General features: G+C 71.5%; 21 protein-coding genes, 2 pseudogenes and 1 riboswitch. Of the genes and pseudogenes, 9 read left to right on the plus strand and 14 right to left on the minus strand.

What is annotated here, in order from left to right:
- The first annotated feature begins 1 nt into the window (after window position 1).
- Both J5X86_RS01800 and J5X86_RS01805 read left to right on the plus strand, forming a co-directional pair.
- A complete protein-coding gene (locus J5X86_RS01800; protein WP_208515055.1) occupies window positions 2-1390 on the plus strand; it encodes a serine hydrolase in 1389 nt (462 codons plus the stop codon).
- Between the two features lie 316 nt (window positions 1391-1706).
- Window positions 1707-2989: pseudogene (locus J5X86_RS01805) on the plus strand (SGNH/GDSL hydrolase family protein).
- A gap of 63 nt (window positions 2990-3052) precedes the next feature.
- On the opposite strand, the gene J5X86_RS01810 reads toward J5X86_RS01805, so the two are convergent.
- The 3 genes from J5X86_RS01810 to J5X86_RS01820 form a co-directional block, all read right to left on the minus strand.
- On the minus strand, window positions 3053-3508 hold the full coding sequence (locus J5X86_RS01810) for a GNAT family N-acetyltransferase (protein WP_208515056.1): 456 nt from the start codon (window positions 3506-3508) through the stop codon (window positions 3053-3055).
- A gap of 144 nt (window positions 3509-3652) precedes the next feature.
- A complete protein-coding gene (locus J5X86_RS01815; protein WP_078642405.1) occupies window positions 3653-4129 on the minus strand; it encodes a MarR family winged helix-turn-helix transcriptional regulator in 477 nt (158 codons plus the stop codon).
- Window positions 4130-4196: 67 nt separating this feature from the next.
- Complete coding sequence (locus J5X86_RS01820) at window positions 4197-4703, minus strand: DUF2269 domain-containing protein (protein ID WP_208515057.1); 507 nt, start codon at window positions 4701-4703, stop codon at window positions 4197-4199.
- Between the two features lie 181 nt (window positions 4704-4884).
- On the opposite strand from J5X86_RS01820, the gene J5X86_RS01825 reads away from it, so the two are divergent.
- The 3 genes from J5X86_RS01825 to J5X86_RS52775 all read left to right on the plus strand — a co-directional run bounded on the left by J5X86_RS01825 (window position 4885) and on the right by J5X86_RS52775 (window position 9238).
- Window positions 4885-5517, plus strand: coding sequence for an HAD family phosphatase (locus J5X86_RS01825; protein ID WP_208515058.1), 633 nt, complete (start codon window positions 4885-4887; stop codon window positions 5515-5517).
- A 351-nt stretch (window positions 5518-5868) separates the two neighbouring features.
- Entirely contained in the window at window positions 5869-7443 is a 1575-nt protein-coding gene (locus J5X86_RS01830; RefSeq protein WP_208515059.1) for a globin domain-containing protein, read from the plus strand.
- An 88-nt stretch (window positions 7444-7531) separates the two neighbouring features.
- A complete protein-coding gene (locus J5X86_RS52775; protein ID WP_374229209.1) occupies window positions 7532-9238 on the plus strand; it encodes a pyridoxamine 5'-phosphate oxidase family protein in 1707 nt (568 codons plus the stop codon).
- A 32-nt stretch (window positions 9239-9270) separates the two neighbouring features.
- Here the strand turns inward: J5X86_RS52775 and J5X86_RS01840 are convergent, their stop codons facing one another.
- From J5X86_RS01840 to J5X86_RS01860, 5 genes are all read right to left on the minus strand, one after another.
- Entirely contained in the window at window positions 9271-9783 is a 513-nt protein-coding gene (locus J5X86_RS01840; protein WP_208515060.1) for an NUDIX domain-containing protein, read from the minus strand.
- 42 nt (window positions 9784-9825) lie between these two features.
- The gene (locus J5X86_RS01845; RefSeq protein WP_208515061.1) at window positions 9826-10725 is read right to left on the minus strand and encodes a LysR family transcriptional regulator; all 900 of its coding nucleotides are present in this window, start codon (window positions 10723-10725) and stop codon (window positions 9826-9828) included.
- 197 nt (window positions 10726-10922) lie between these two features.
- On the minus strand, window positions 10923-12062 hold the full coding sequence (locus tag J5X86_RS01850; protein WP_208515062.1) for a cystathionine gamma-lyase: 1140 nt from the start codon (window positions 12060-12062) through the stop codon (window positions 10923-10925).
- Window positions 12059-12670: a low molecular weight protein-tyrosine-phosphatase gene (locus J5X86_RS01855; protein ID WP_208515063.1), complete on the minus strand. Its 612-nt coding sequence runs from the start codon at window positions 12668-12670 to the stop codon at window positions 12059-12061. Before J5X86_RS01855 ends, J5X86_RS01850 begins: the two co-directional genes overlap by 4 nt.
- 24 nt (window positions 12671-12694) lie before the next feature.
- A complete protein-coding gene (locus J5X86_RS01860) occupies window positions 12695-13075 on the minus strand; it encodes a phage holin family protein (RefSeq protein ID WP_020870012.1) in 381 nt (126 codons plus the stop codon).
- A 65-nt stretch (window positions 13076-13140) separates the two neighbouring features.
- Here J5X86_RS01860 and J5X86_RS01865 point away from each other — a divergent pair, with 65 nt between their 5' ends.
- The 3 genes from J5X86_RS01865 (at window position 13141) to J5X86_RS01875 (ending at window position 14754) form a co-directional block, all read left to right on the plus strand.
- A complete protein-coding gene (locus tag J5X86_RS01865) occupies window positions 13141-13458 on the plus strand; it encodes a cupin domain-containing protein (RefSeq protein ID WP_078642398.1) in 318 nt (105 codons plus the stop codon).
- A gap of 250 nt (window positions 13459-13708) precedes the next feature.
- Window positions 13709-13903: a DUF5326 family protein gene (locus tag J5X86_RS01870; protein WP_059143705.1), complete on the plus strand. Its 195-nt coding sequence runs from the start codon at window positions 13709-13711 to the stop codon at window positions 13901-13903.
- A 413-nt stretch (window positions 13904-14316) separates the two neighbouring features.
- The gene (locus J5X86_RS01875) at window positions 14317-14754 is read left to right on the plus strand and encodes an SsgA family sporulation/cell division regulator (protein ID WP_208515064.1); all 438 of its coding nucleotides are present in this window, start codon (window positions 14317-14319) and stop codon (window positions 14752-14754) included.
- A gap of 259 nt (window positions 14755-15013) precedes the next feature.
- On the opposite strand, the gene J5X86_RS01880 is transcribed toward J5X86_RS01875, so the two are convergent.
- Window positions 15014-16477 carry a YibE/F family protein gene (locus tag J5X86_RS01880; RefSeq protein ID WP_208515065.1) on the minus strand — a complete coding sequence of 488 codons (1464 nt, stop codon included), beginning with the start codon at window positions 16475-16477 and terminating at the stop codon, window positions 15014-15016.
- A gap of 71 nt (window positions 16478-16548) precedes the next feature.
- Window positions 16549-16666, plus strand: a riboswitch (TPP riboswitch).
- Here J5X86_RS01880 and thiC point away from each other — a divergent pair.
- Window positions 16659-18428, plus strand: coding sequence for a phosphomethylpyrimidine synthase ThiC (gene thiC / locus J5X86_RS01885; RefSeq protein WP_208515066.1), 1770 nt, complete (start codon window positions 16659-16661; stop codon window positions 18426-18428). Its footprint overlaps the riboswitch before it by 8 nt.
- A 133-nt stretch (window positions 18429-18561) precedes the next feature.
- Here thiC and J5X86_RS52375 read toward each other — a convergent pair whose 3' ends face one another.
- The 5 genes and pseudogenes from J5X86_RS52375 to J5X86_RS01905 form a co-directional block, all read right to left on the minus strand.
- Window positions 18562-19119 (minus strand): DNA-binding protein, encoded by a 558-nt coding sequence (locus J5X86_RS52375; protein WP_308124450.1) that lies wholly within the window; start codon window positions 19117-19119, stop codon window positions 18562-18564.
- Window positions 19120-19128: 9 nt separating this feature from the next.
- Window positions 19129-19434 (minus strand): annotated as a pseudogene (locus J5X86_RS52380) (Bro-N domain-containing protein); the annotation flags it as partial.
- A gap of 418 nt (window positions 19435-19852) precedes the next feature.
- Entirely contained in the window at window positions 19853-21007 is a 1155-nt protein-coding gene (locus tag J5X86_RS01895) for a serine hydrolase (protein WP_208515068.1), read from the minus strand.
- A 103-nt stretch (window positions 21008-21110) separates the two neighbouring features.
- Window positions 21111-21959, minus strand: a complete 849-nt coding sequence (locus tag J5X86_RS01900; protein ID WP_208515069.1) for a hypothetical protein — start codon at window positions 21957-21959, stop codon at window positions 21111-21113.
- 190 nt (window positions 21960-22149) lie between these two features.
- Window positions 22150-23451, minus strand: coding sequence for a metallophosphoesterase (locus J5X86_RS01905; protein ID WP_208515629.1), 1302 nt, complete (start codon window positions 23449-23451; stop codon window positions 22150-22152).
- Between the last annotated feature and the right edge of the window lie 203 nt (window positions 23452-23654).

The raw sequence follows: 23654 nt of genomic DNA on the forward strand, positions 1-23654 counted from the left end.
CATGACCACACGCGACGCGGATGAGTTCACGGAACCGCTGCCCGCCACCCGCCGTGCACTGCTGCGGCGCGTCGCCCTCGGCCAGACCGAGGGCCGTGCCCCGTCCCTGGTGGGGGCCGTGGTGCGGGAGGGGCGGCTGGTGTGGTCGGGCTCGCGCGGCCGCGTGGACGGAGCCGCACCGGACGCCGACACCCAGTACCGCATCGGCTCCTTGACCAAGACCTTCGTGGCGGTGCTGGTGCTGCGGCTGCGCGACGAGGGGCTGCTGGACCTCGGCGATCCGCTGGCCGACCATCTGGACGTGCCGGAGGCCGAGGGCGCGACCGTGGCCCAGCTCCTGTCTCACACGGCGGGGCTCGCCGCCGAGGCCCGTGGCCCGTGGTGGGAGCGCACGCCAGGGGCGCTGCGGCCCGAGACGGCCGATATCTTCGGCGAGCGCCCGCTGGTCCACCCCGCGGGCCGCCGTCACCACTACTCCAACCCCGGTTTCGCGCTGCTCGGCGCGCTGGTCGAGCGGCTGCGCGGAGCGCCCTGGGGCGAGGTGCTCGCCCATGAGGTGCTGGAGCCGCTGGGGATGGGGCGTACGTCGCTCGCGCCGCGCGCCCCGCACGCCGGGGGTTGGGCCGTGCACCCCTGGGCGGATGTGCTGCTGCCCGAACCGGCCGAGGACACCGGGCGGATGGGCCCGGCCGGGCAGCTCTGGTCGACCGCCGGGGATCTGGCCCGCTTCGCCGCCTTCCTGCTGGACGGGGACGAGCGGGTGCTCGGCGCGGAGACGCTCGCCGAGATGCGGGAGCCCGCCGTCGCCCCCGAGGAGAGGGACTGGGACGGCGGCTATGGCCTGGGGACACAGCTCGTCCGCCACGGCGGGCGGTTCCTCCATGGCCACACCGGCTCCATGCCCGGCTTCCTGGCCTCGCTGTGGGTGAGTGCCGAGGACCGGCTGGCCGGGATCGCGCTGGCCAACACCACCTCGGGGCCCACGATCGGCGCCATCGCCGCCGACCTCATAGGGATCGTGGCCGAGCACGAGCCCCGTATACCCGAGCCCTGGCGGCCGCTGACCGAGGCCGATCCGGCGCTGCTGGCGCTGACCGGCCCCTGGTACTGGGGCCCTCGCGCCTACCATCTGCGGCTGCGCGCGGACCGCGGACTGGAGCTCTCCCCGGCCACCCAGGGAGGCCGGGCCTCCCGCTTCAAGGCCGAGCCGGACGGCACCTGGACGGGGCTCGACGGCTATTACGCGGGGGAGACGCTGCGGGTGGTCGAGGGAGAGGGCGGCGCCCCCGCCCATCTGGACCTGGGCACCTTCGTGTTCACCCGGGAGCCCTACGCCCCGGACGGCGTGGTGCCCGGCGGGGTGGACCCGGAGGGCTGGCGGGCGCTCTGAGGGGCGGGGGCGGGGGCGGGGTGCGGTGATTCGGGGGACGCGGGTTCCGGCGGTGCGCAGGCTCCGGCGCTCGTAGCCTGCCCCCGCCAGTGGTACGCACGGCCGGGGGCTGGGTCGGCGGTGCGGCGGGCGGCAGGTTGGTCTCCGGTACTCGGTACGCCGGTACTCCCGTGCTTCGGTGCGCCGGTACTCAGGTGCTCTCGTACTCCCGTACTTCGGAACTTCGGTACGGCGGCGCTCAGGTGCTCCGTACTCCGTGCCCCGTACGGGAGCGGCCTGGTCCGCCCTTCCCCCGCCCTCCCTCAGGAGCCCCGCCATGCGCTCGTCCACACTTCGCCTCAGCGCTTCCCTGCTCGCCCTCACCACCGTCATGGCCGCTTCCGGGACGGCCATCGCCCGGCCCGGAGGCCCGGCGGCCGGCCGCGACCGGCCGGAAACGGTCTGGTCGGCCGGGTGGGCCGCCCCCGTCCAGCGCCCCAGCTCGGGCTTCGAGAAGAACTGGGCCGAGAGCGGCTTCGCCGAGCGCACCGCCCAGACCTTGCGTCAGGTCGTCCGGGTCACCGGCGGCGGCACCGCTGCCCGGATCAGGCTGTCGAACCGCTATGGCACCGCGCCGCTGCGGATCGCGGGCGCGACCATCGCCCGTACCGCGCACGGCGCCTCCGTCCAGGGCGCGAGCCTGCGCGCGCTGACCTTCGGGCACCGGCGGCCGGTGGAGATCCCGGCGGGCGGTGAGACGGTGAGCGACGCGGCCCCGCTGCGCGTGGCGCCTCGTCAGCCGGTGACGGTCACGCTGTACTTCGACCGCCCTACTGGCGCCGCCACCTTCCACGCCCAGGCATACGCCCGCAGCTACCGCGCGGACGGCGACCACCGCGCCGATCGCACCGGGACGGCCTTCACCGAGACCACCCACTCCTGGTACTACCTCTCCGATGTCGAGGTCACCGGGGGCCCCGGCCACCCGGGCACGGTGGTGGCCTTCGGCGACTCGATCACCGACGGCTTCGGCTCGACCGACGACGCCGACCACCGCTGGCCTGATCTGCTGGCCGAGCGCCTCGCGGCCGCGGGCACCCCGCGTCCCGTCCTCAACTCCGGGATCGGCGGCAATCTGCTGCTGCACGACTCGGCCTGGTACGGGGACCGGCGGGCGCCCGCTTCCGGCGCGATGTCCTGGACAAGCCGGGCGTACGGTCGGTGATCCTGCTCGAGGGGCTCAACGACATCGGCTTCAGCGAGGTCGATCTGCCCACCTACAAGCCCAATCCGCAGGTGTCGGCGGAGGAGGTGATCGCGGGTTACCGGGAGCTGATCGCGCTGGCTCATGCCCGCGGTATCAAGGTCATCGGCGGAACGATCCTCCCGTTCAAGGGCGCTGAGTACCACACCCCGCGCTCGGAGGCGAAGCGCGCCGCGATCAACGAGTGGATCCGCACCTCGGGCGCCTTCGACGCGGTCGTCGACTTCGCGAAGGTCATGGCCTCGCCGTCCGATCCGCTGCGGCTGGACCCGGCGTACGACTCGGGCGACTTCAAGCACCCGAACGACGCGGGCTACCGGCGGATGGCCGAAGCCATCGACCTGGGGACGCTGTGAGACCGCCACGGCGATGAGGCCGGGTCATGTCAGCTCAGACAGGTCGGGCCCGGGCGGGCCGGGTCAGGCCAGCGGCAGCTTGAAGCCGACGTGGCTGGCCTCGAAGCCGAGCCGCTCGTAGAAGCGGTGGGCGTCGATACGGGTCGCGTCCGAGGTGAGCTGCACCAGTGCGCACCCCTCGCGGCGCGACTCCTCGACGGCCCACTCGATCAGTTGGGTGCCGAGCCCGCCGCCCCGCTCCTCCGAGTGGATCCGGACCCCCTCGACGATCGAGCGGGTGGCGCCGCGCCGCGACAGCCCGGGGATCACGGTCAGCTGGAGCGTGCCGACGGTGCGGCCGTCCCGGACCGCGACGACCAGCCGCTGCTGGGGATCCCGGTCCAGCCGCTCGAAGGCGGCGCGGTACGGGGCCGGGTCGTCCAGGGACTCCCGGTGGGCGCCGAGCGGGTCGTCCGCGAGCATGGCCACGATCGCCGGGATGTCGTCGGCGGTCGCGCGCCGTATCTCGAAGTCGCTCATGCGGTGAGCCTACGCCGGGGCCCGCGAGGCCCTGACGGGCGGCGGGGAGGGCCAGGGCCAGGGCCAGGGCCAGGGCCAGGCAGCATCCCCGGCTGGTGGCGATCCGCGTGCGGCGATCAGTACGCCGCGATCAGTACGCCGCGATCAGTACGTGGCGGTCAGCCTCTCGACGGCGGTGACCAGCGGTGCCAGCTCCGGCCGCCGGGCGGCGTCGCCCAGGGCCTCGCGCAGCGCCGCGTCGTGCGTCGGCCGCGCCTCCTCCAGGAGCTTGAGCCCCTCGGCGCTGACGTTGGTGTAGATGCCGCGGCGGTCGCTTGGACAGATGTAGCGGGAGAGCAGCCCGCGGTCCTCCAGCCGGGTGACCAGCCGGGTCGTGGCGCTCTGGCTGAGCACGACGGAGTCGGCGAGCTGCTTCATCTGCAGATGTCCGCCGTCGCCGTCATGCTGTCCGCTGAGGACGTTGAGCACGGAGAATTCGCGGACGCTCAGATCGTGCCCGGCCTGCAGCGCACGCTCGATATGCGTCTCTATCCGGCCGTGCAGGGAGGACAGGGCGCACCAGCCCTGGGCTAGGGCCTGCCCCGCGGGCGGGGCGACGGCGCAGTGCGTCTTCTCCGGCATGGAACCCCTCCTTGGTGGGTGAGCGGATTCCAGGATAGTCCAGCGATGAAAAAGACCGCGTATGCAATTATCGGCGCTTTGTCGCCCGCAGTCGACGCCCCCGGGCGGTCAGCCCCCAGGGCTTGATCACCGAGATCGCGGTGAGAAAGGTATAGACGCTCAGGCTGACCGACGGCGCCACGACCAGATCCGTGGTCGCCCCGACCGCCTGGCCCGCCACCACATCGGCCATCGCGGCGTTGATGCTGGCGCGCAGGGCGAACGCCGTGGCGGCGGTGGTGAGCAGCGTCAGCCAGAACTTCACGTACACCCACCGGTGGCGCGCCAGCCCCCAGGGCGTCCCCAGCGACAGCACGATCCCGCTGGCCAGCGCCAGCAGGCTGATCGGAATCAGCAGCCAGTCGCCCAGCACATTCATGGACCGGTACACCGCCCCGGCCTCTTCGGCCGAGTCGGCCACGGCCCCGGTGATCCCCAGGGCCAGCATCCCGAGGGTCAGTCCGAGCCATCCGACGGAGACGACGACATGCACGACGAGGAGGCCCCGGCGGATGGGGCGGGTGAGCTGCTGCATGCCCTCACCGTGGCGGCGCCGCGGCCCCCGCGGCGTCTGACGGCAGGAGTATCCACACGTACTCCCGGCGGCAGGCGAGGGCCGTGACGGCGGTGCCGGCCAGAGCAGGGCAGGGCCGAGGCGGCGGCAGGGCAGGACCGGGGCGGCGGGGCCCGGAGGGTTGCCTCTACGCTCGGCTGATATGACCAGACTGCATTTGTTCGATCTGGACGGCACACTCATCCACGGCTCCGCCGCCGCGATCGAGATCTCCCGGCAGCTCGGTCTGGAGCGGGAGATCGCCGCGCTGGAGCGGGGGTTCGCGGGCGGGGAGATGACGACGGCCCAGTTCGCGGAGCGGGCCTGCGCGCTGTGGGAGGAGCTGACGGAGGACCATGTGGCGGCGGCGTTCGAAGGGGCGCCGTGGCTGGCGGGGATCCGTGAGGTGTGGGCGGACATCCGGGCGCGGGGCGAGCGCTGTGCGGTGATTTCGCTCTCGCCGGGTTTCTTCGTCTCGCGGCTGCTGGAGTGGGGCGCGGACGCCACCTACGGATCGGCCTGGCCCGCCGTGCCGTTCCGGGAGCCAGTGGATCCGGCGGGGATTCTGACCCCGGCCGCGAAGGTCCGGATCGCCGATGAACTCTGTGCGAAGTTCGGGTTGACCAGGGATCACTGCGTGGCCTATGGGGACTCACTCTCGGACGCGGAGCTGTTCACGGTGGTGCCGGTCTCGGTCGCCGTTAACGCCGACCACCATGTGAGCGAAATCGCATCCCACGCCTATGCCGGTCGTGATCTCCGAGAGGCTTACGAATTGATGGGTAACCGCACGTAACTATCGGTAATTACGCGAGTTGGCAGGTGTAACGAGTGCGATGTGCTTGGGGCTTGTGAATTCATCCGGGGCCGGTAGGGTCGAGTCCGGTTCCGTGCGGCGTGCTGTAACGGGGTCAGAACGGGCATCCCAGGCCAACCAGCATAACGGGAACGCGGCCCCCGTTCTCCGGACTTCGGGCTATGTGCCCGGGGCGGGGAACGAGCGTGGCATGCTGCCCGGAAGAGAGTCACGGAGAGGGTCGGTACGACCATTCTCGCTTGAACCAGGGCACCAGGACGGGGAATTGCGGGCACATTCCGGCAGCGGAAGTGCGAAGACCGACAGAAAGATGTTCGAGGCGAGGCAACCATGGACGCTCCGACCACCACATCGTCGGCCGGCAGCGACGGCTCCGGCGGAAACAGTGGCGACTGGGGCTGGTTCACCCCGAGCAGGCGACCGGCCGAGGAGCAGGGGTCCCCGGACCGGCAGAGCGATGAGCGTGCGCCCAGCCGCCCGGTGAGTCCGATACGGCCGGTCGGCACCGGAGCCGACCGCCGTACGCCCGTGGAGCCGCCCCCCGCACCCGGTCCGGGGGCATCCGGTCCGCGAGCGGGCGACCGCCGGGTGGACGAGCGTCGAGTGGATGACCGCCGGGTGGACGAGCGCAGGGCCCCTGGCCCCGCGGCCCCTGGCCCCGCGGCCCCCGGCCCCCCGGCCCCCGGGCGCGAGGAGCATCAGCGTCCCGACGAGGCGGCCCCGGCCCCGCAGGACGTCCGGCCCGGCCCCGACTCGCCGTTCGCCGTACCCGAGACCGCCTCGCCCGACGCGATCCTGCTGCGCCGCACGATGGCCGAGGTACAGCCCGTCAGCGACAAGGTCACCTCGTACTTCTACGCGCTGCTCTTCGTCCAGCACCCCGAGCTGCGGCCGCTCTTCCCCGCCGCCATGGACGCCCAGCGCGACCGGCTGTTCAAGGCGATACTGACCGCCGCCCGGCTCGTCGACGACCCCGACATCCTCACCGACTTCCTCTCCCGGCTCGGCCGCGGCCACCGTAAGTACGGCACCCAGCCCGAGCACTACCCCGCCGTCGGCGAATGCCTGATCGGCGCGCTCACCCGTTACGCGGTCACCACCTGGAGCGACGAGGCCGAGGCCGCCTGGGTGCGCGCCTACACCGCGATCTCCCAGATCATGATCGACGCGGCGGCCGAGGACGAGCTGCGCGCCCCCGCGTGGTGGCAGGCCGAGGTGGTCGGGCATGAGCCGCGCACCCACGACATCGCCGTGATCACCGTCCGCCCGGACCAGCCGTACCCCTTTCTGGCGGGCCAGTACACCTCAGTGGAAACGCCCTGGTGGCCGCGGGTGTGGCGGCACTATTCGTTCGCCTCGGCGCCGCGCTCCGACGGGCTGCTCTCCTTCCATGTGAAGGCCATCCCGGCCGGATGGGTGTCCTCCGCGCTGGTGCACCGGGCCCGCCCCGGCGATGTGATCCGCCTCGGGCCCCCCGCCGGGTCCATGACGGTCGACCACTCCAGCGACAACGGGCTGCTCTGCCTGGGCGGCGGCACCGGTATCGCGCCGATCAAGGCACTGGTCGAGGACGTCGCCGACTACGGCCGCCACCGTCCGGTCGAGGTCTTCTACGGCGCCCGCAATGATCACGACCTGTACGACATCGACACCATGCTGCGGCTGGCGCGGAGGCATCCGTGGCTCGCGGTCCGCCCCGTCGTCTCCGACGGCCCGACCAACGGCCTCAGCGGTCGGCTGCCGGACGCCGTGCGGCAGTACGGCCCGTGGAACGCGTTCGACGCGTATCTCTCCGGGCCGCCCGGGATGATCCGCAGCGGTGTCGACGCCCTGGTGGGCATCGGCATTCCGTCCCACCGCATCCGGCACGACTCCATCGAGGAGCTCGCCGCCGCCGCGGAATAGGGCGCGGACGGCAGACGGCGAAACACCGACATGAGGCAGGCATTCCGGCGATTCCGGACGGCGAATCAGTAGGACGGGGACGAGAACCGTGGACAGTGCGGAGCACCTCGACGATCGCGCGTGGCGTCCGGGGAGCGACGGCGAACACCTTCTGCAGCGGCGACTGGACACGGTGGACCGCGCCGACCGCTTCTACGACGAACAGGTGCTGGACCACCTCAACGTCCGGATGCGGGAGTTCATCGACCGCCAGGAAATGTTCTTCCTGGCCACCTCCGACGGGCACGGGGAGTGTGACAACACCTTCCGTGCCGGCCCGCCCGGCTTTCTGCGGGTACTCGACGCGCGCACGCTGGCCTATCCCGAATACCGGGGGAACGGCGTCCTGGCCAGCCTCGGCAATATCCAGGAGAACCCCCACGTCGGCATTCTCATGGTCGACTTCTTCCGGGACCGGATCGGGCTGCATGTGAACGGCCGGGCCCGGGTGGTGGAGGACGCCGAGATGCGCGAGGCGCACCCCGGCCTGCCGGTGGACCCGGTACGGGGGCGGCGCGCGCTGGTGTGGGTCGAGGTGACCATCGAGGAGGCGTATATCCACTGCGCCAAGCACATCCCGCACCTCCAGAGGGTCCCGGCGCAGCGACGCACCGGCGGCGGCGACAACCGGCACCACGGCCCGTCCGGTGACCAGGCCCTGGAGCACGACCGGGAGCGGGACTGGGGGACGGACGACGTCAAGCGGAAGGGCGGCGACTTCTTCGGTGCCGCCGCCGAGGCGCGCGACGGCCGCAGGAACCCGCCTGCCCCGCCCACCACCGCCCCAACGACCCCACCGACCCCGCGACCGGCAGAGCTGCCCGGCCAGCCCGCCCCGGTGGCCCCGGCGGTCCGGGTGCTGCCGGCCCCGCCTGTTCCGTACGCCCCGGTGGTCCCGGGTACGCAGACTCTGGCCATGGCAGCCGTCTCGGGCCCTCAGACCCCGGTCACCCCGGCGGCCCCGGCCGTCCCGCACCTTCAGGCCCCGCCTGTCCCGTACGCCCCGGTGGTTCCGGGTGCTCGGCCCCTGGCCGCGCCGGCCGTCTCGGGCTCTCGGACCCCGGCAGCGCCGGTGGTCCCAGGTCCTCAGGCCCTGGCCACCCCGGCGGTCTCGGGCCCTCACATCTCAACCGTCCCCGCTGCCCCGGGCCTTCAGGCCCCAACCGCCGCCCCGGCAGTCTCGGCTGCCCTGGGTCCCCAGATCCCGGCAGCCCCGGCGGTCTCGGTGGGCCAGGACCCTCAGACCCCGGCGGTCCCGGTGGTCTCGGGACCCCAGGCACAGGCGGCTCCGGCCGCCCTGGGCCCCGCCCTAGCCGTACCGCCCGTCCCGGCCGCTCCACCGGCGTCGCGGCCGGTGGACCTTCCTGGCGAGGCCGCGCAGGCCGCCCAGGCCGTCTCGGCCTCGCAGGCCTCGGCCGCCCCACCCGCCCTGCGGCCGGTGGACCTTCCCGGCCAGACCGTTCCGGCCGACCCGGGCCCGCAGATCCCGGCCGCCCCCGCAGTCTCGGACGCTCAGACCTCAGGCGTCCCGGACCCTCAGACCCCACCGGCGGCGCAGGCCGAACCGGCTGACTCGGCTGGGCAAGCGCCGCAGCCCTCGGTGGCGCGCGCCGATCTCAGCCCGGCCATCCGGCCGGAGGTCCGCCCCGACGCGGGGCCCGAGACCTGGCGTGAGGAGGCCGAGCGGGTGCTGGCCGAGGCACGTCAGAGGGCGGCCCGGAAGACCCAGCAGCCGTTCGGCGGCTGGTTCCGCTAGGTCCTGCCCCGCGAAGACCCGCCCGGCAGTCCCTAGCCGAGGTCGTCCGCGAGCAGGGCCAGCACGCCCTCGATGTTGGCGTCGAGGTAGGCCCGCAGCGAGGGCGGCACCACCCCGACCGAGGCGATCCCCTCGCGGGTGAACGGGACGCTCACCACCTCGTACTCCCCGCACGGCTCGTCCACCTCCGGGCCGTGCCGCCGGGTGAGGTCCATCGAGGCGAGTCTGCAGACGAAGAAGTGCTGCACCTTCACTCCGCCAGAGCCGCCAGAGCCCTGGGCGCCTTCGGCGCCCTCATCGGGATGGGGGACGGTGTCCACGAACGCGGGCACCACATCGGTCACCTTCGCCCCCAGCTCCTCGTCCACCTCGCGGTGCAGGGCCTCGACGACGGTCGCGTCCTCGGGCTCCATCCCGCCGCCCGGAGTGATCCAGTACGGCGCCTGGCCGGGCTTGGTGCGCTTGATCAGGATCATCCGGGGCGCGGCCTCGCCCTCGAGGAGAATGGCGCGAGCGGTGCGCTTGACCACAGGTCGTTCGGTCATGCAGGACATCTGCCGCACCCTTGGCCCCGCGAAACCACTTACTCACCAGTCGACAGCCGCGCGCAACAGCCATTCGTGCGCCCGCGCGATATGCGGCAGCGCGAGCGCCCCCGTCCGCACCACCAGGAAATAGGTGCGCAGCGGCGGCACCGGCGGGTTGAGCAGCGCCACCACCTCCCCCGCGTCCAGCGCGTCCATGCACAGATAGCGCGGCAGGACGCCGAGCCCGGCGCCCTCCGCGACGCAGGCGAGCACCGCGCGCAGATCGGGCGCGATGATCGTGCCGGCGGTGACCGGCGGGGTGTCGAAGACGGCCGACCAGTAGCGGGTGACCAGCGGCAGGCTCTCGTGCACCTCGACGACGGGCAGCGCCTCCAGCGCGCGTACCCCCTTGACCTGGAGCACCGCGGGACCGCCGAGCCGGGCCGCCCAGCGCGGGGCCGCCACCAGCACATGCTCCTCGTCGCACAGCGGGGTGGCGGCCAGCAGCCGGCCCCGCGGCCGGGCGGTGGTGATGACCAGGTCGTGATGGCCCGCGCCGAGCCCCTCGAACAGCTCCTCGGCGCTGCCGAAGGCGCAGCGCACCGCCAGTCCCTGGGTGACGAGGGTGGTCAGCGCGGGCAGGGCGCGCAGCGCGGTGAACTCCGGAGGGCCCGCGAGATGCAGGGTGCGCAGCGCCGAGCGGTCGTCGTCGAGACCAGCCTCGGTGATCTCCACGAGGGCGTCGAGATGCGGCGCGGCCTTGTGGGCGAGTTCGTCCCCGACGGTGGTGGGGACGACGCCGCGCGCCGTACGGAGGAACAGGGGGCGGCCCAGCTGCCGCTCCAGGGTGCGTATCTGGCCGGTGACGGCGGGCTGGGAGAGCCCGAGCAGCCCGGCGGCGCGGGTGAAGGACCCGGCGCGGTGAACCGCGACAAAGGTGCGTAAGAGGGCCAGATCCATGGGGTTCCCCTCGCCTCGGCGCGCCCCGAACGCATGCCGACTATAAATATGCCGATAGGTCCATGTCGCTACTGTGATTGGACACTGACGCTGAGTCAACTAGCCTTGTTCGAGCGGTTCTCCACGAGAAGAACCGGGGCGTCTCAAGCCACGAGGGGGGAGGCTTGAGACGCCCGCACAGGCGTACCCGCCCGCTTTCAGCCACCCGTCGCGGCGCAGGCCGCGTCGAGCGCCCGCAGTACATCGGCGATCAGATCGTCCGGGTCCTCCGCGCCCACCGAGAACCGGATGAACCCCTCCGACACCGCGTCGCCGCCCCACCGTCCGCGCCGCTCCGCCGTGGAGCGCACCCCGCCGAAGCTGGTGGCGTCGTCCACCAGCCGCAGCGCGTCCAGGAAGCGCTCCGCGCACTCCTTGTCCGGCAGGGTGAAGGAGACCACGCAGCCGAAGCGCCCGCCGCGCATCTGCCCGGCCGCGATCCGGTGGGCGGGATCGGTCGGCAGACCGGGGTGGCGCAGCCCGGTGATCTCGGGGCGCTCGCGCAGCGCCTCGGCGAGGGCCAGGGCGGTCGCCGCCTGGCGGTCGACGCGTAGCTGGAGGGTGGCCAGGGAGCGGTGGGCGAGCCATGCCTCCATGGGGCCGGGGATCGCGCCCACCGTCTTGCGCCAGGCCCGCACCTCCGCGGCGAGCCGCGGATCACGGCAGGTCACATAGCCGAGCAGCACATCACCGTGGCCGGTGAGCGCCTTGGTGCCGCTCGCCACGGCGAAGTCCGCGCCGAGCTCCAGCGGGCGCTGGCCGAGCGGGGTGGCGAGGGTGTTGTCGACGGCGACCAGCGTGCCCCGGGCGTGCGCGGCTTCGGCGAGCCGGCGGATGTCGCAGACGTCCAGTCCGGGATTGGACGGGGTTTCCAGCCACAGCAGCTTCGTCCGGTCGTCCAGGGCGGCCAGCTGGGCGTCCTCGCCGGTCGGGGCGGTGCGCACCGTGACCCCGTAGCCCTCCAGCCGCTCGACCAGCGCCGGGAGGAGCTGATAGCCGTCCGACGGCAGTACGGCCGCGTCGCCCTGGCGCAGCTGGGACAGCAGCACGGCCGAGATCGCGCCCATCCCGGAGGAGAAGACGACCGTCTCGGCGTCGGTGCCCGGTGACTCCAGCTCGCTGATCGCCCGCTCCAGCAGGGACCAGGTGGGGTTGGCGTCCCGGCCGTAGGTGTAGGGGCCGACGGGGTCGCCGGGGAGGTGGTAGTGGGCGGCGAAGACCGGGCCCGGCAGCGTCGGCTCGTACGCCTCGGCCTCGGGCAGCCCGGCCCGTACGGCGCGGGTGCCATCGCCGGTCACGCGGACTCCTTCCCCGCGTCGGGGCCCTTGGCGGCCGACGCGCTCTTCTTGCTCTCGGCGCTCTGGGCGGCCCTCTCCGGGGTCTCCTCGGCGGCGCTCCCCGCGGCGTCGATGGCCTCGGTGACCGCGTCCAGCAGCCCGCCGCCGGCGGCCTCGATCATCTCCAGGCACTCCTCGAAGTCGTCCGTCCCGCCGAAGTAGGGGTCCGGTACATCGAGGCCGCCCAGCGCGTTCTGGTCCGCTTCCGGGTCGTAGCTCCGCAGCAGCCGTACCTTCGCGGCGTCGTGCGGGGTCGGCGCGAGCGCGCGCAGCTCATGCAGATGACCGCTGTCCAGGGCGATCACCAGATCGAGGTGGTCGAACCAGTCGGCCCGGAACTGCCGCGCGATGTGATCCTGCTCATAGCCGTGGGCGGTGAGCACGTCGATGGCGCGGCGGTCGGCCCCGTCGCCCTCGTGCCAGGGCCCGGTGCCCGCGCTGTCCACCTCGACACGGCCGTCCAGCCCGGCCTCCGCGGCGTGGGCGCGGAAGACGGATTCGGCCATCGGCGAGCGGCATATGTTGCCGGTGCAGACAAAGCAGACACGGTAGGGCGACGGGTCTCTCATGCCTCTCATCATCCCCGGCCGGGATCAGTCCTTGTCATCGGGCAGCACGACGTGCAGGGCCCACGCGACTATGGAGACGATCAGGCCACCGAGCACCGCGGTGCCGAAGCCGTCGACGTCGAAGCTCAGATCCAGCTTTCCGGCCAGCCAGGAGGTCAACAGCAGCATCAGGGCGTTGATCACCAGCGTGATCAGCCCGAGGGTCAGGATGAACAACGGAAAAGCCAGGAGCTTGACGATCGGCTTGACCACCACGTTCACCACGCCGAAGACCAGCGCGACGAGAATGAGGGTGAGCGCTTGGCGGCCGGTGTTGTCACCGGTGAGCGTGATGTCCTTGAGTAGCCAGATGGCGACGCCGAGGGCACCGGCGTTCGCGATCGTCTTGACGAGAAAATTCTTCATGGTTGAGATCGTCGCAGACAGGCCCCGCGGCAGGCAGGGGCCCCGTAGGCAGGGGTGGAGAGCGAATGAAGGCGTTCCGGCTGGATGAGCTGGAGGCGGAGCGGGCCGCGAACAACGGCGCGTATCTGCAGTTCCTGCGGGAGCGGAACATGTCCGTGGGGCTGTACGCGCTGGACGCGGGCCAGCCCGACCCGCAGTCGCCGCACAACCAGGATGAGGTCTACCTGGTGGTGAGCGGCCGGGCGTCGGTCACGGTGGGAATGGAGACGACGCAGGTGGCGCGGGGCAGCGTGGTGTACGTACCGGCGGGCACGGCGCACAAGTTCCACCACATCACCGAGGACCTGAGGGTGCTGGTGGTGTTCTCGCCGCCGGAGGGCTGATGCCGTCCGAGGACTGACACCGGCCGAGGGCTGACACCGGCCGGGGGGTGGTGCTGCCCGAGGGCTGGTGCCGCCTGAGGCTTGTCCACCGTGGAGCCGATGCGTGGTGGGACGGTCCCGTAGGGGTCCGCTCAGGGGAGGACGGGGGGCGAGGGGCGCCCGCGCGCTTCCGTCCCGTCCTAGCATCGAGGCAGGGAAGACCGGCCGTCGGCGTCCGGACCCACGGCTCGGAGAGAAAGCAGGGAGTTACGTGACCACGAAGGGGATATTCCGGGGCCTGCCGTGGTGGGTGACCTGGATCGCGATACCGGTCCTCATCCTCGCCGTGTTCGGCGGCCTGATCATGAGCGTGATCGGGTTTCTGGTGAGCTTCGTCTTCAAGGCGCTGCTGCTGGTGGCGCTGATCGCCGGGCTGATCTACGTCGTACGGAAGTTCACCGCCTGACCCGCCCCGCGGCGCTCGCCGCGTCGCCCAGGGCCTGACGCATCCCCGCAGGCCCTGCGGCCCCCACCGCGCGTGGATACGCCGCGCGAGGGATACCGCCGGGGCGGGAGCGCGGTCCGGCGCCACCCCTGCCGTTAGAGTGCGAGACCTCGGCGTTCTTCCTCTCGGCGTCTGCCTCGCAACAACACCCCGGGGGTGCCTGTTGACGACAGCGATCTTCGATACGGCCGGTGCGCCGGCCCCGATCTCCCGCCCACCGGGCCCACGTCGTCCGGCCCCGCGGGTCTCCCCATGGCAACACTGGCCATTTTCGTTCCCTCACACGAGGCAAACCGACTCCGCACAGCAATCGAGTCGCTACGCTCCAGAGTCGGCCATGCGCAAACAACCCGGGGCGGCGAACGATGCGTGACATGCGTGACACAGTTCAGGCGGAAGTGACGATGACCTTCCTGGTCTCGCAGGATCTCTCCTTCCGGATCCCGGTCGAGCTGTCCTACGACAGCAGCGACCCCTATGCCGTCGAGATCACCTTCCATTTGCCCGGCGACGCGCCGGTGAGCTGGTCCTTCGCGCGGGAGCTGCTGCTGGACGGACTGAGCAAACCCACCGGCGAGGGGGATGTGCGCATCGCTCCAGCCTCCCCCGAGGGGCTCTCGGACGTCTTCATCAGACTCCAAGTCGGCTGTGAACGGGCCCTGTTCCGGGCCGGGGCCGCCCCTCTGGTGGCCTTCCTCGATCGGACGGACCGGGTGGTGCCTTTCGGCCAGGAGCCGGCGGCCTGCGATCCGGTCGGCGATCTCGACGCCGAACTCCACCGCATCCTGGCCGAGGACCGGTACGCGGGCTGAGCGCCGGATACGCGGCGGCGGGCCGAAGGCCGGTGTGCCGCGGCTGAACCGGCCGCCATTACCGAACCGGCCGTCACCACCGAACCGGCCGGATAACCGAGCCAGCCGGGCGGCGTGCCCGGTGGCTGAGCGGCTCGTCGCCCAGCGGCTCGTCGTGTCCCCGCCCGGCGGCCCAGCGTGCCGTCCCCGATGGCTCGTCGTGCCCTCGCCCAGCGGCTGTGTCCCGGCCCGGCGGCTCAACGTGCCGTTGCCCGGCCGCTCAGCGCGTCTTGGCCCGGCGCCGCCGCCCGCGTCCGCCCCGGCCGGTCCTGGCTCCCTGGGCGCCGCCCGCGTCGGCCCCCCGCTCCGCGCCGCCGTCCGCCGCCGGGGCGCCGTCCGCCGCCGGGGCGCCGTCCGCCGCCGGGGCGCGGTCCGCGGAGACCACGAGCACGGCCAGCGCCGTGGTCACCGGCACCGAGGCGACGAGCCCGATGCTGCCCACCAGCGTCCGTACGATCTCCTCCGCGACGATCTCGCTCGTGGCGACCGTGCCCACACCGCTGTCCGCGATGGAGAACAGCAGCAGCAGCGGAAGCGACGCGCCCGCGTACGCCAGCACCAGCGTGTTCACGACGGAGGCGATGTGGTCCCGCCCGATCCGCATCGCCGCCCCGTAGAGCCTGCGCCGGGACGCGGTCGGGTCCGCGGCCCTCAGCTCCCACACCGCCGAGGTCTGGGTGACCGTCACATCGTCCAGCACACCCAGCGAGCCGATGATCACGCCCGCCAGCAGCAGCCCGCGTATCTCGATGTTCGGATAGAGGCCGTGCACCAGCCCGGTCTGGTCGTCCGTATTGCCGGTCAGGCTCGCCCAGGCGATGAACAGCGAGCCCAGCACCCCGATCAGCAGCAGTGACACCAGTGTGCCGAGCACGGCGACCGATGTACGGGCCGTCAGCCCATGGCACATATAGAGCGCGAGAAGCATGATCGCGCTGCCCCCGACGACCGCGACCACCAGCGGATTGGAACCCTGGAGTATCGCCGGGAGGATGAACAGCGTCAGCACCCCGAAGCTGATCGCCAGCGCCACCAGCGCGAACACCCCGCGCAGCCGCCCCACCACCACGACGGCGAGCGCGAACAGCCCCGCCAGCAGCGCCATCGGCATCGACCGGTCGACGTCGGACACGGAGTACTGCAGGTCCTTGGGCGCCTTGGGGGCGTACGCCAGCTTCAGCTCCTGCCCGGCGCTGAACTGACGCGAGGCGTTGGGCTGGACGATTTCGGGGAAGGTGCGACCTTTGTCCTTGCCCGAGGTGACCTCGATGGTGGCCTTCTCGCAGACGCTCTTCTTCCCGCCCTGCCCGGGGGCGCCGTTCTGGGCGGCGCTGTCCTGGCCGGGCTCGGTGGGCGCCTGCGGCTGGGCGTTGACATCGGCGCAGTTCACCTCCTCGACCTTCACCACCCGTCCGGCGACGGTCTGCTGGTCGAAGCCGAGACCGCTGCGGCCGCTCGCCTTGTGGTCGGGCGTGCCGCCCGGCCAGAGCACGATCAGACCGGCGACGACGGCGACCGCGAAGGGGATGAGCACCGTCGCGATGATCTTGCGGAGGCGGGCGGAGACGGGAGCGGCGGGGCCATGACCGTGGGAGTGGCCGTGTGAATGGCCGTGGCCGTGGTCGTGCGCCTGATCGGAGGGGCGGGGCTGCTCGGGCGGGTGGTCCTGCTGGATGGCGGTCACGGTCGCATCATCGCAAGAGGAGTGGGCCCCCTGTTCAGCACTGTGGATAAACCGTTAGCGTGGGCACGAACCTTTGCAATCGCGGGAGCTCGGAGCACCGGGCTGAGAGGGCGCTGACGCTGACAGCTGCGCCGACCGCTGAACCTGTTACCGGGTAATGCCGGCGTAGGGAGTGGGTCTCATGACTCAGCAGGATGCATCATCGCGCGCCGAGAAGGCCGAATTCGGCTGGCATAAGGGATATGTCGCGGGTTCGCGCCCGGACCTCCACGTCCCGGTCCGCCGAGTGCACCTCACCAACGGCCAGGATGTGACGCTGTACGACACCTCCGGCCCGTACACCGACCCCACCATCGAGACGGATGTCCGCCGTGGCCTGGCGCCGCTGCGGCAGAACTGGATCGTCGCCCGCGGCGACACGGAGGAGTACGCGGGCCGTCCCGTCCGCCCCGAGGACGACGGGATCAAGCACACCTCGCCCCGCGGGGGACTGCGCAACCTCGACGCGGTCTTCCCCGGCCGCCCGCGCCAGCCGCGGCGCGGCCGAGCGGGCGGCCCCGTGACCCAACTCGCCTATGCGCGGCGGGGCGAGATCACGGCGGAGATGGAGTACGTGGCGATCCGCGAGAACGTCTCCTCCGAGGTGGTCCGGGAGGAGATCGCGGCGGGCCGCGCCGTCCTCCCGGCCAATGTCAACCACCCGGAGATCGAGCCGATGATCATCGGCAAGCGGTTCCTGGTGAAGGTCAACGCCAATATCGGCAACTCCGCCGTCACCTCCTCCATCGAGGAGGAGGTCGAGAAGATGACCTGGGCGACCCGCTGGGGCGCCGACACGGTGATGGACCTCTCGACCGGCCGCAACATCCACACCACCCGCGAATGGGTGCTGCGCAACTCCCCGGTCCCCATCGGCACCGTGCCGCTCTATCAGGCGCTGGAGAAGGTCGACGGCAGGGCCGAGGAGCTGACCTGGGAGATCTACAAGGACACGGTCATCGAACAGGCCGAGCAGGGCGTCGACTACATGACCGTCCACGCCGGCGTCCGGCTGCCGTACGTCCCCCTGACCGCCCGCCGCAAGACCGGCATCGTCTCCCGCGGCGGCTCCATCATGGCGGCGTGGTGCCTCGCCCACCACCAGGAGTCCTTCCTCTACACCCACTTCGAGGAGCTCTGCGAGATCCTCGCGGCGTACGACGTCACCTACTCGCTGGGCGACGGGCTGCGTCCCGGGTCGATCGCCGACGCCAACGACGAGGCGCAGTTCGCGGAGTTGCGCACGCTCGGCGAGCTCAACCGGATCGCCAAGGAGCATGGCGTCCAGACGATGATCGAGGGCCCGGGCCATGTCCCGATGCACAAGATCAAGGAGAACGTCGACCTCCAGCAGGAGATCTGTGAGGAGGCCCCGTTCTACACCCTGGGCCCCCTCACCACCGATATCGCCCCCGCCTACGACCACATCACCTCCGGCATCGGCGCCGCGATGATCGCCTGGTGGGGCACGGCGATGCTCTGCTACGTCACGCCCAAGGAGCACCTGGGCCTGCCGGACCGCGATGACGTCAAGACCGGCGTGATCACCTACAAGATCGCCGCCCATGCAGCCGACCTGGCCAAGGGCCATCCGGACGCCCAGGCATGGGACGACGCGCTTTCCGACGCGCGCTTCGAATTCCGCTGGGAGGACCAGTTCAACCTGGCCCTGGACCCGGACACGGCCCGCTCCTTCCACGACGAGACCCTCCCGGCGGAACCGGCCAAGACGGCACACTTCTGCTCGATGTGCGGGCCCAGGTTCTGTTCGATGAAGATCAGCAGAAGCATCACAGAGCAGTTCGGCGGCGACGCCGACGCGACGCCCGAGGAGATCGAGGCGGGGATGCTCCAGAAGTCCAGGGAGTTCGCGGAGGCGGGCAACCGCGTCTATCTGCCCATCGCGGACTGAGGCGCGGACGCGTAGGCCGAGATCGCCGGTGAAGCCCGGCAAAGCAGCGCCTGCGGGGTGAAACAGGCGATACGCTGCGGGACGGGTCCGAAGCCGCAACTTGGATTTGCGACTTCGGACCCTCAGCGTGCCGCTACGCGGGCGGAAGCTCAGCCACGTAGATCGGATGTCCGCTGTCCGCCAGCCCGTTCTGACGGATGCAGCGGTGCTTCTGGAGGAACCGCAGACAGGCGTGCACCCGCTGCCGAGTGAGCCCCGTCTTGGCCGAGAGCGTCTCCAGCGAGTGGCCGATCTGTCCGGCTTCGGCCAGCGTGGGGAGGATGTAGACGGCCACCGCCCATACGTCCTCGGTGATGCTCAGCCGGTCCTTCCACTGTGCGAACAGGTCCTCCGTCCTGAGCCTCAGCTCCCGCTTGTCCGCCTCGGGCTCCTCGCCCGGTCGGCAGCCCAGCGCATCGAGGATCTGTGACCACGCCTGCTCGGACCGATGCAGGGAATCCAGTACCTCCGTATGGAAGCGTTCGGCCCGCGTCTCCAGTCGGACGATCGCGTCCATGAGCTCGCTCGGTGGAGTGGGGCGGGAGATCTCGGAGACTTCCAGCGCGTATGAGCCCTCGCGTTGGACGGTGGCGATCACTCTCGAGACCCACTGTTTGAAGGGCAGGCACGCGGGCTTGGTGCAGCCGTTCACGAGGAGGATAAGTCCTTCGAGATCGACGAGCTGCAAGTCTCGGCGCCATTCCCTACCTGCGGGAATGCTGAGACTGTGACTGGAAGTCACAGTCTCAAGAGACTCTCGCCGCTCCTCCGGCACATGATCGAGCAGAGCCTTCCGCGTCGTGGTGTAGCCGAGCTCTCGGCACACATCGGCAGCGGGGAACCAGTGCTCTCCGTTGGGCAGGGTCAACCTTCGGACCCGGGCCCCCGTGGCCGCGTAGACGAAATCGTTGACGTCCATGGCGTCGTGCCGGGCGGATGGGCCCGGCGGTGTGTTGTGTTTGCGCATCGCGCATCACCTCCACCGATGGACGCTAAACATCACCGCCCATCAATTCCCCCGAATAGGCGGAAGTTCCCTCGATCGGTGGATAATTGATCGATTTGAGGACAAACCGTGCACCAGCGCCAAGCCGGCTGGTGCTCGGCGCCGCTGGACCCCGAGCCCGGGATCCGGGGTCCGGCGGCCTCGCCAGGTGGCGACAGTGCCGCCCGGCACAGCAGTATGCGAGGCATGGGAACCGACGCGGAGCCGATGGCGGACTGAGGCGGACTACGGACATGGGCCGCACTTCACTGCTGAGCAGCGGACGCGGGCGCTTTCCTCTTCTTCCTGTTGGCCCGTTTCACGTGAAACATCCCTTCGAGCGTTGGTCCGTGCTCCGAGCCGTCCTTGGGCCGGTCCGGAGCGCGGGCCGCTGGGTGGTTCACGCGGTGAGTGCGGCGACGACCCGGTTGGTCATCTCCTCCTGGGTGGTCAGCGGCGTCGGGGCGTAGGAGAGGACGAAGCGGAGCGCCTGGTCGCGGGTGGCGAACATGCGGGTGCGGTAGCCGTATGTCTCGCCGGTCTTTCCCCAGAACGTCACGCCGTTCACCGTGGCCGTCTGCAGCCCGAGGCTGTAGCGGGCCGGGGTGCCGTCCAGCATCCGTACGGAATCCGGGGGCAGGGTGAAGAGCTTGTCCAGCGCGTGGGGCGGCAGCAAGGCGCCGGAGAACAGGGCTCGCTGAAAGCGGGACAGGTCGTCGAGGGTCGAGACCAGCTCGCCTTCGCCCCAGGCGCTGGACTGGTTGTACACGGTGATATCGCGCAGCGACCCGTCGGTCATCCGCAGATAGCCGTGCACATGAGGACCGTGGAGGCGGGGGTCCTGGCCCGGCAGCAGGGTCCGGGTCAGGCCCAGTGGGCGTAGGACGCGGGACTCGATCGCCTGGCCGTAGGGGCGGCCGGTCAGCTTTTCGATGATCAGGGCGAGCAGGACGTAGTTGATGCCCCGGTACTCCTGTGTGGTCCCCGGATCGAACTTCAGCGGGTCGTGCGTCACCGTTTCGACCCACTCCCGCGGTGTCCACCGGTCCCATCGATGCCGCAGGACCCCTTCCGGAGTGCTGTCGTCCGGCAGCCCTCGATGGTCGGGCAGTCCGCTGGTGTGGTTGAGCAGCTGGGCCACGGTGATGCGGCGGGAGAAGGCGGAGGGCAGCAGATCCGGGAGGTACCGCCCGATGGGGGCGTCGAGCTCCACCCTGCGCTCGGCCCACAGTTGCAGGACCACGGTGGCCACGAACGCCTTGGTGACGCTGCCCGCACGGAAGCGGTCGTCCGGGCGTACGGCACGCCCGCTCCCGAGGTCCGCCGCCCCGGCCGTGCCGTACCAGTGGTCGCCTTGGCGGTCGACGCGCAGTTGCGCGGAGGTGGCGGGTGGATGGGAGAGATCGCTGATAGCTGCCTGCAGGGCGGCTTCGTCGGGCGCCGTGGTCGACGCGGTGGTCCCCGCCGCCGCGCGGGCCTCGGTGTTCCCGGCCACGGCCAGCAGCGTTCCGGCCGCGCAACCACCCATGAAGGTACGTCGGGTCAAGGAAGTCATGGTCAGCCATGCTGCCGAGGCAGCCGTGCCCCGCCATCCGGGATGACCCCACGTGCACCCTCACGCGCGCCCGGAATGACCCCGGGGTGGCCCCGGACGCGGGCTAGTCCGGCTGGTGCTCAGGCCCGCCGTAGTCGGGGCTGGTGAAGTCCGGGCTGCTGTAGCGGGGGCGGGCCTTGGGGCCTTCGCCGTCGGTGCTGAAGCCGGGGCGGCTGTAGCCGAGGTGCGGGGTGCGGCTGACCGTTTCGGGGTTGGTCGGGACGTAGGCGGAGGGGGACGGGGCCGAGGGGTTGGCCAGGGCCTCGCGGAGGAACGGCAGGATGCCGCGCTCCAGCAGGGCCTGACGCCAGACCTCTCTGGCGCGGTCCACCTCCTCGAGCTGCTCGCTGCGCGCCTCGCCCCGGATCGCGCTGGAGCCGTTGCGCAGCGCGGTCAGGAGCAGTCCGACGGCGGCGATGAGGATGCCCGCGGCGGTCAGCGCGGCGAAGAACCAGCCCGCTGTGACCATCGGCTGGGCGATGGAGGGGGCCGGGTCGAGCACGTTGAGGACGTAGCCGACGATGAGGAAGATGATCGCGGCGGTTCCGGCGAGCACCGGCGCCAGCACCGCGAGCATGGCGACGAGCCCGGCCCCCGCGGCGTCCTGCATCGCGTCGGCGAGCCCCACCGTGCCGTCCGGGTGCTCGCGCTCGCTCACATTCCCGGCGAGCGGGAAGAGCGGCGCGGGCTCGCGCAGTTTGGCGCGAGTTTCGCGGTAGTCCTGATATTCGGCGGCCGCGCATGCCGCTATCGCGGCCGAGGCGCCGAGCGCCATCGTGCGCAACTGCTCGGCAGTGAGCCGCTGCCCGACACCGGTGAGGTCCGGGCGATGGTCGGCGGTGCGCAGTGCCTCGTCGAGAACCCGCTCGAACTCTGGGCGGTCCTCGGTCAGCAGGTGCGGAGCGCTTTTCATGGTGCATCCCCCGATGCTCCGTAGGGCCGTGACGCCGGCTTGCGCCGGGCGGTCGGGCGGAAACGGAGGAGAGCCTGCGACGGATAAGCCGATGGTAGAGCCGATCCGGCGCGGGGTGACAGCAAGTTTCGCGAATTGCTCCCGCGCCGGTGAAGCTCTCTATCTGCCCCGGGCAGCGTCCGCTGAACCCTCAGTCGGTCAGGGGAAGTTGAACGACCAGCAGTTTTCCGGCCATGGTGACGCCGCCGTCCATGGCCACGGCGAGATTGTCCGCGTAGACATGCGGGCCCTCGACGGCGGGCGTGCCGCCGTCCTCGCCGTCCTCGGATCCGACCTCGCCGAGCAGATACGGGATGGGGCTGTGGCCGTGGACGATGCGCTCCCCGCCGTAGGTGTCGAGCAATTCGCGGGCCGCCATGGGCCCGGCGTCCTCGTCGCGGAAGGCGAACCGCTTGGTGAATTTGCGGAACAGGTCCCAGCACTCGTCGGCGTCGCTGCGCTGCAGCGTCTCGGTGACGGTGTCGTTGACGGCCTCGATCGAGTCGCCGTAATCCAGATAGGCGGTGGTGTCGGAGTGGACCAGCAGATGCCCGTCCTCCTCCGCCATCGCGTCCAGCCGGGACATCCACTGGAGGTGGTGGTCCTCGAGCCGCTCCATGTCACTGCGCTGGCCGCCGTTGAGCAGCCAGGCGGCCTGGAAGGAGGCGGTTCCGGCACCGGAGTTGACGGGCGTGTCGCCGAACCGCTTGGCGCCGATCAGCAGCAGCTCGTGATTGCCCATCAGCGCCTTGCAGTAGCCGCCCGCGGCCGCGGCCTCGGCGGAGAGCTGCATGACCAGGTCGATGACGCCGATGCCGTCCGGGCCGCGGTCGGTGAAGTCGCCGAGGAACCACAACCGGGCGTTGCCCGCGGCCCAGTTGCCCTTGGGGTCGATCAGGCCCTCGGCGGCGAGCGCCTCGCGCAGCTCGTCGTGGTAGCCGTGGACATCGCCCACGACGTACAGCGGGCCGGGCCCCTCGTCCTCGGCGAGCGGGCCGTGCTCGGGCTCGGGCAGTGAGGTGAGCGCGACGGTGGGGCTGTCCTGCGGCGGGACGAGCGGAGTGTCCGGGATGGTGTGCCCGGGGCCCAGGACCGGGAGCCGCTCGGTCGGGGTGTACTCGGCGGGCGGCGGCGTGGCGGGCGCGGGCGGCGCATCAGGAGCCGGAGCCCCTGGTGCGGGCACCCCCGGTGCGGGCACCCCTGGAACCGGCGCCCCGGGCGCGGGAGCCCCTGGTGCGGGCGCGGGTGGTGGCACGGGCGCGGCGGGGCCCGGCGCCGCGGGCGCGGGCCCGGGCGGTACGGCTCCGGGCGCGCCCAAGCTGGGCGGGGTGAACGCCCCGTACGCGGGCGCGGGCGGGGCGGGCACCCCGTACGCGGGCACGGGTGGGATCGCAGCCGTGGTCCCTGCCGTGGCTTCCAGACCGGCCCCCTGAGTCATCGACCCCTCCACCATCACGCCGCCGTCCCACCTTGTGGACCTTGCCTGGTCGACGGCGGTCCGCGGTGTCGTCCGCCCATCATAGGAATGACCGTGAGGGCTTGTGACGCACCAGGGTGCCGTCAATCGGTGCTCGCTCCTGCTTGGTCGGACTTTTATCCCGGATTGGCCCGGTAGGGGAAGCCCATTGGGCTCAGGTCCTCCTCGGGTCATCCTTG

The organism is Streptomyces sp. NEAU-YJ-81, assembly GCF_017592595.1.
In the GTDB taxonomy this organism is placed as follows: Bacteria; Actinomycetota; Actinomycetes; order Streptomycetales; family Streptomycetaceae; genus Streptomyces; species Streptomyces hygroscopicus_B.

Excerpts from the sequence above, each read along its gene's own strand:
- J5X86_RS01800 (WP_208515055.1), top strand. The coding sequence starts at position 2 with ATGACCACACGCGACGCGGATGAGTTCACGGAACCGCTGCCCGCCACC.
- J5X86_RS01810 (WP_208515056.1), bottom strand. The coding sequence starts at position 3,508 with ATGAGCGACTTCGAGATACGGCGCGCGACCGCCGACGACATCCCGGCG.
- J5X86_RS01815 (WP_078642405.1), bottom strand. The coding sequence starts at position 4,129 with ATGCCGGAGAAGACGCACTGCGCCGTCGCCCCGCCCGCGGGGCAGGCC.
- J5X86_RS01820 (WP_208515057.1), bottom strand. The coding sequence starts at position 4,703 with ATGCAGCAGCTCACCCGCCCCATCCGCCGGGGCCTCCTCGTCGTGCAT.
- J5X86_RS01825 (WP_208515058.1), top strand. The coding sequence starts at position 4,885 with ATGACCAGACTGCATTTGTTCGATCTGGACGGCACACTCATCCACGGC.
- J5X86_RS01830 (WP_208515059.1), top strand. The coding sequence starts at position 5,869 with ATGGACGCTCCGACCACCACATCGTCGGCCGGCAGCGACGGCTCCGGC.
- J5X86_RS01840 (WP_208515060.1), bottom strand. The coding sequence starts at position 9,783 with ATGACCGAACGACCTGTGGTCAAGCGCACCGCTCGCGCCATTCTCCTC.
- J5X86_RS01845 (WP_208515061.1), bottom strand. The coding sequence starts at position 10,725 with ATGGATCTGGCCCTCTTACGCACCTTTGTCGCGGTTCACCGCGCCGGG.
- J5X86_RS01855 (WP_208515063.1), bottom strand. The coding sequence starts at position 12,670 with ATGAGAGACCCGTCGCCCTACCGTGTCTGCTTTGTCTGCACCGGCAAC.
- J5X86_RS01860 (WP_020870012.1), bottom strand. The coding sequence starts at position 13,075 with ATGAAGAATTTTCTCGTCAAGACGATCGCGAACGCCGGTGCCCTCGGC.
- J5X86_RS01865 (WP_078642398.1), top strand. The coding sequence starts at position 13,141 with ATGAAGGCGTTCCGGCTGGATGAGCTGGAGGCGGAGCGGGCCGCGAAC.
- J5X86_RS01875 (WP_208515064.1), top strand. The coding sequence starts at position 14,317 with ATGCGTGACACAGTTCAGGCGGAAGTGACGATGACCTTCCTGGTCTCG.
- thiC (WP_208515066.1), top strand. The coding sequence starts at position 16,659 with ATGACTCAGCAGGATGCATCATCGCGCGCCGAGAAGGCCGAATTCGGC.
- J5X86_RS01895 (WP_208515068.1), bottom strand. The coding sequence starts at position 21,007 with ATGACTTCCTTGACCCGACGTACCTTCATGGGTGGTTGCGCGGCCGGA.
- J5X86_RS01900 (WP_208515069.1), bottom strand. The coding sequence starts at position 21,959 with ATGAAAAGCGCTCCGCACCTGCTGACCGAGGACCGCCCAGAGTTCGAG.
- J5X86_RS01905 (WP_208515629.1), bottom strand. The coding sequence starts at position 23,451 with ATGGTGGAGGGGTCGATGACTCAGGGGGCCGGTCTGGAAGCCACGGCA.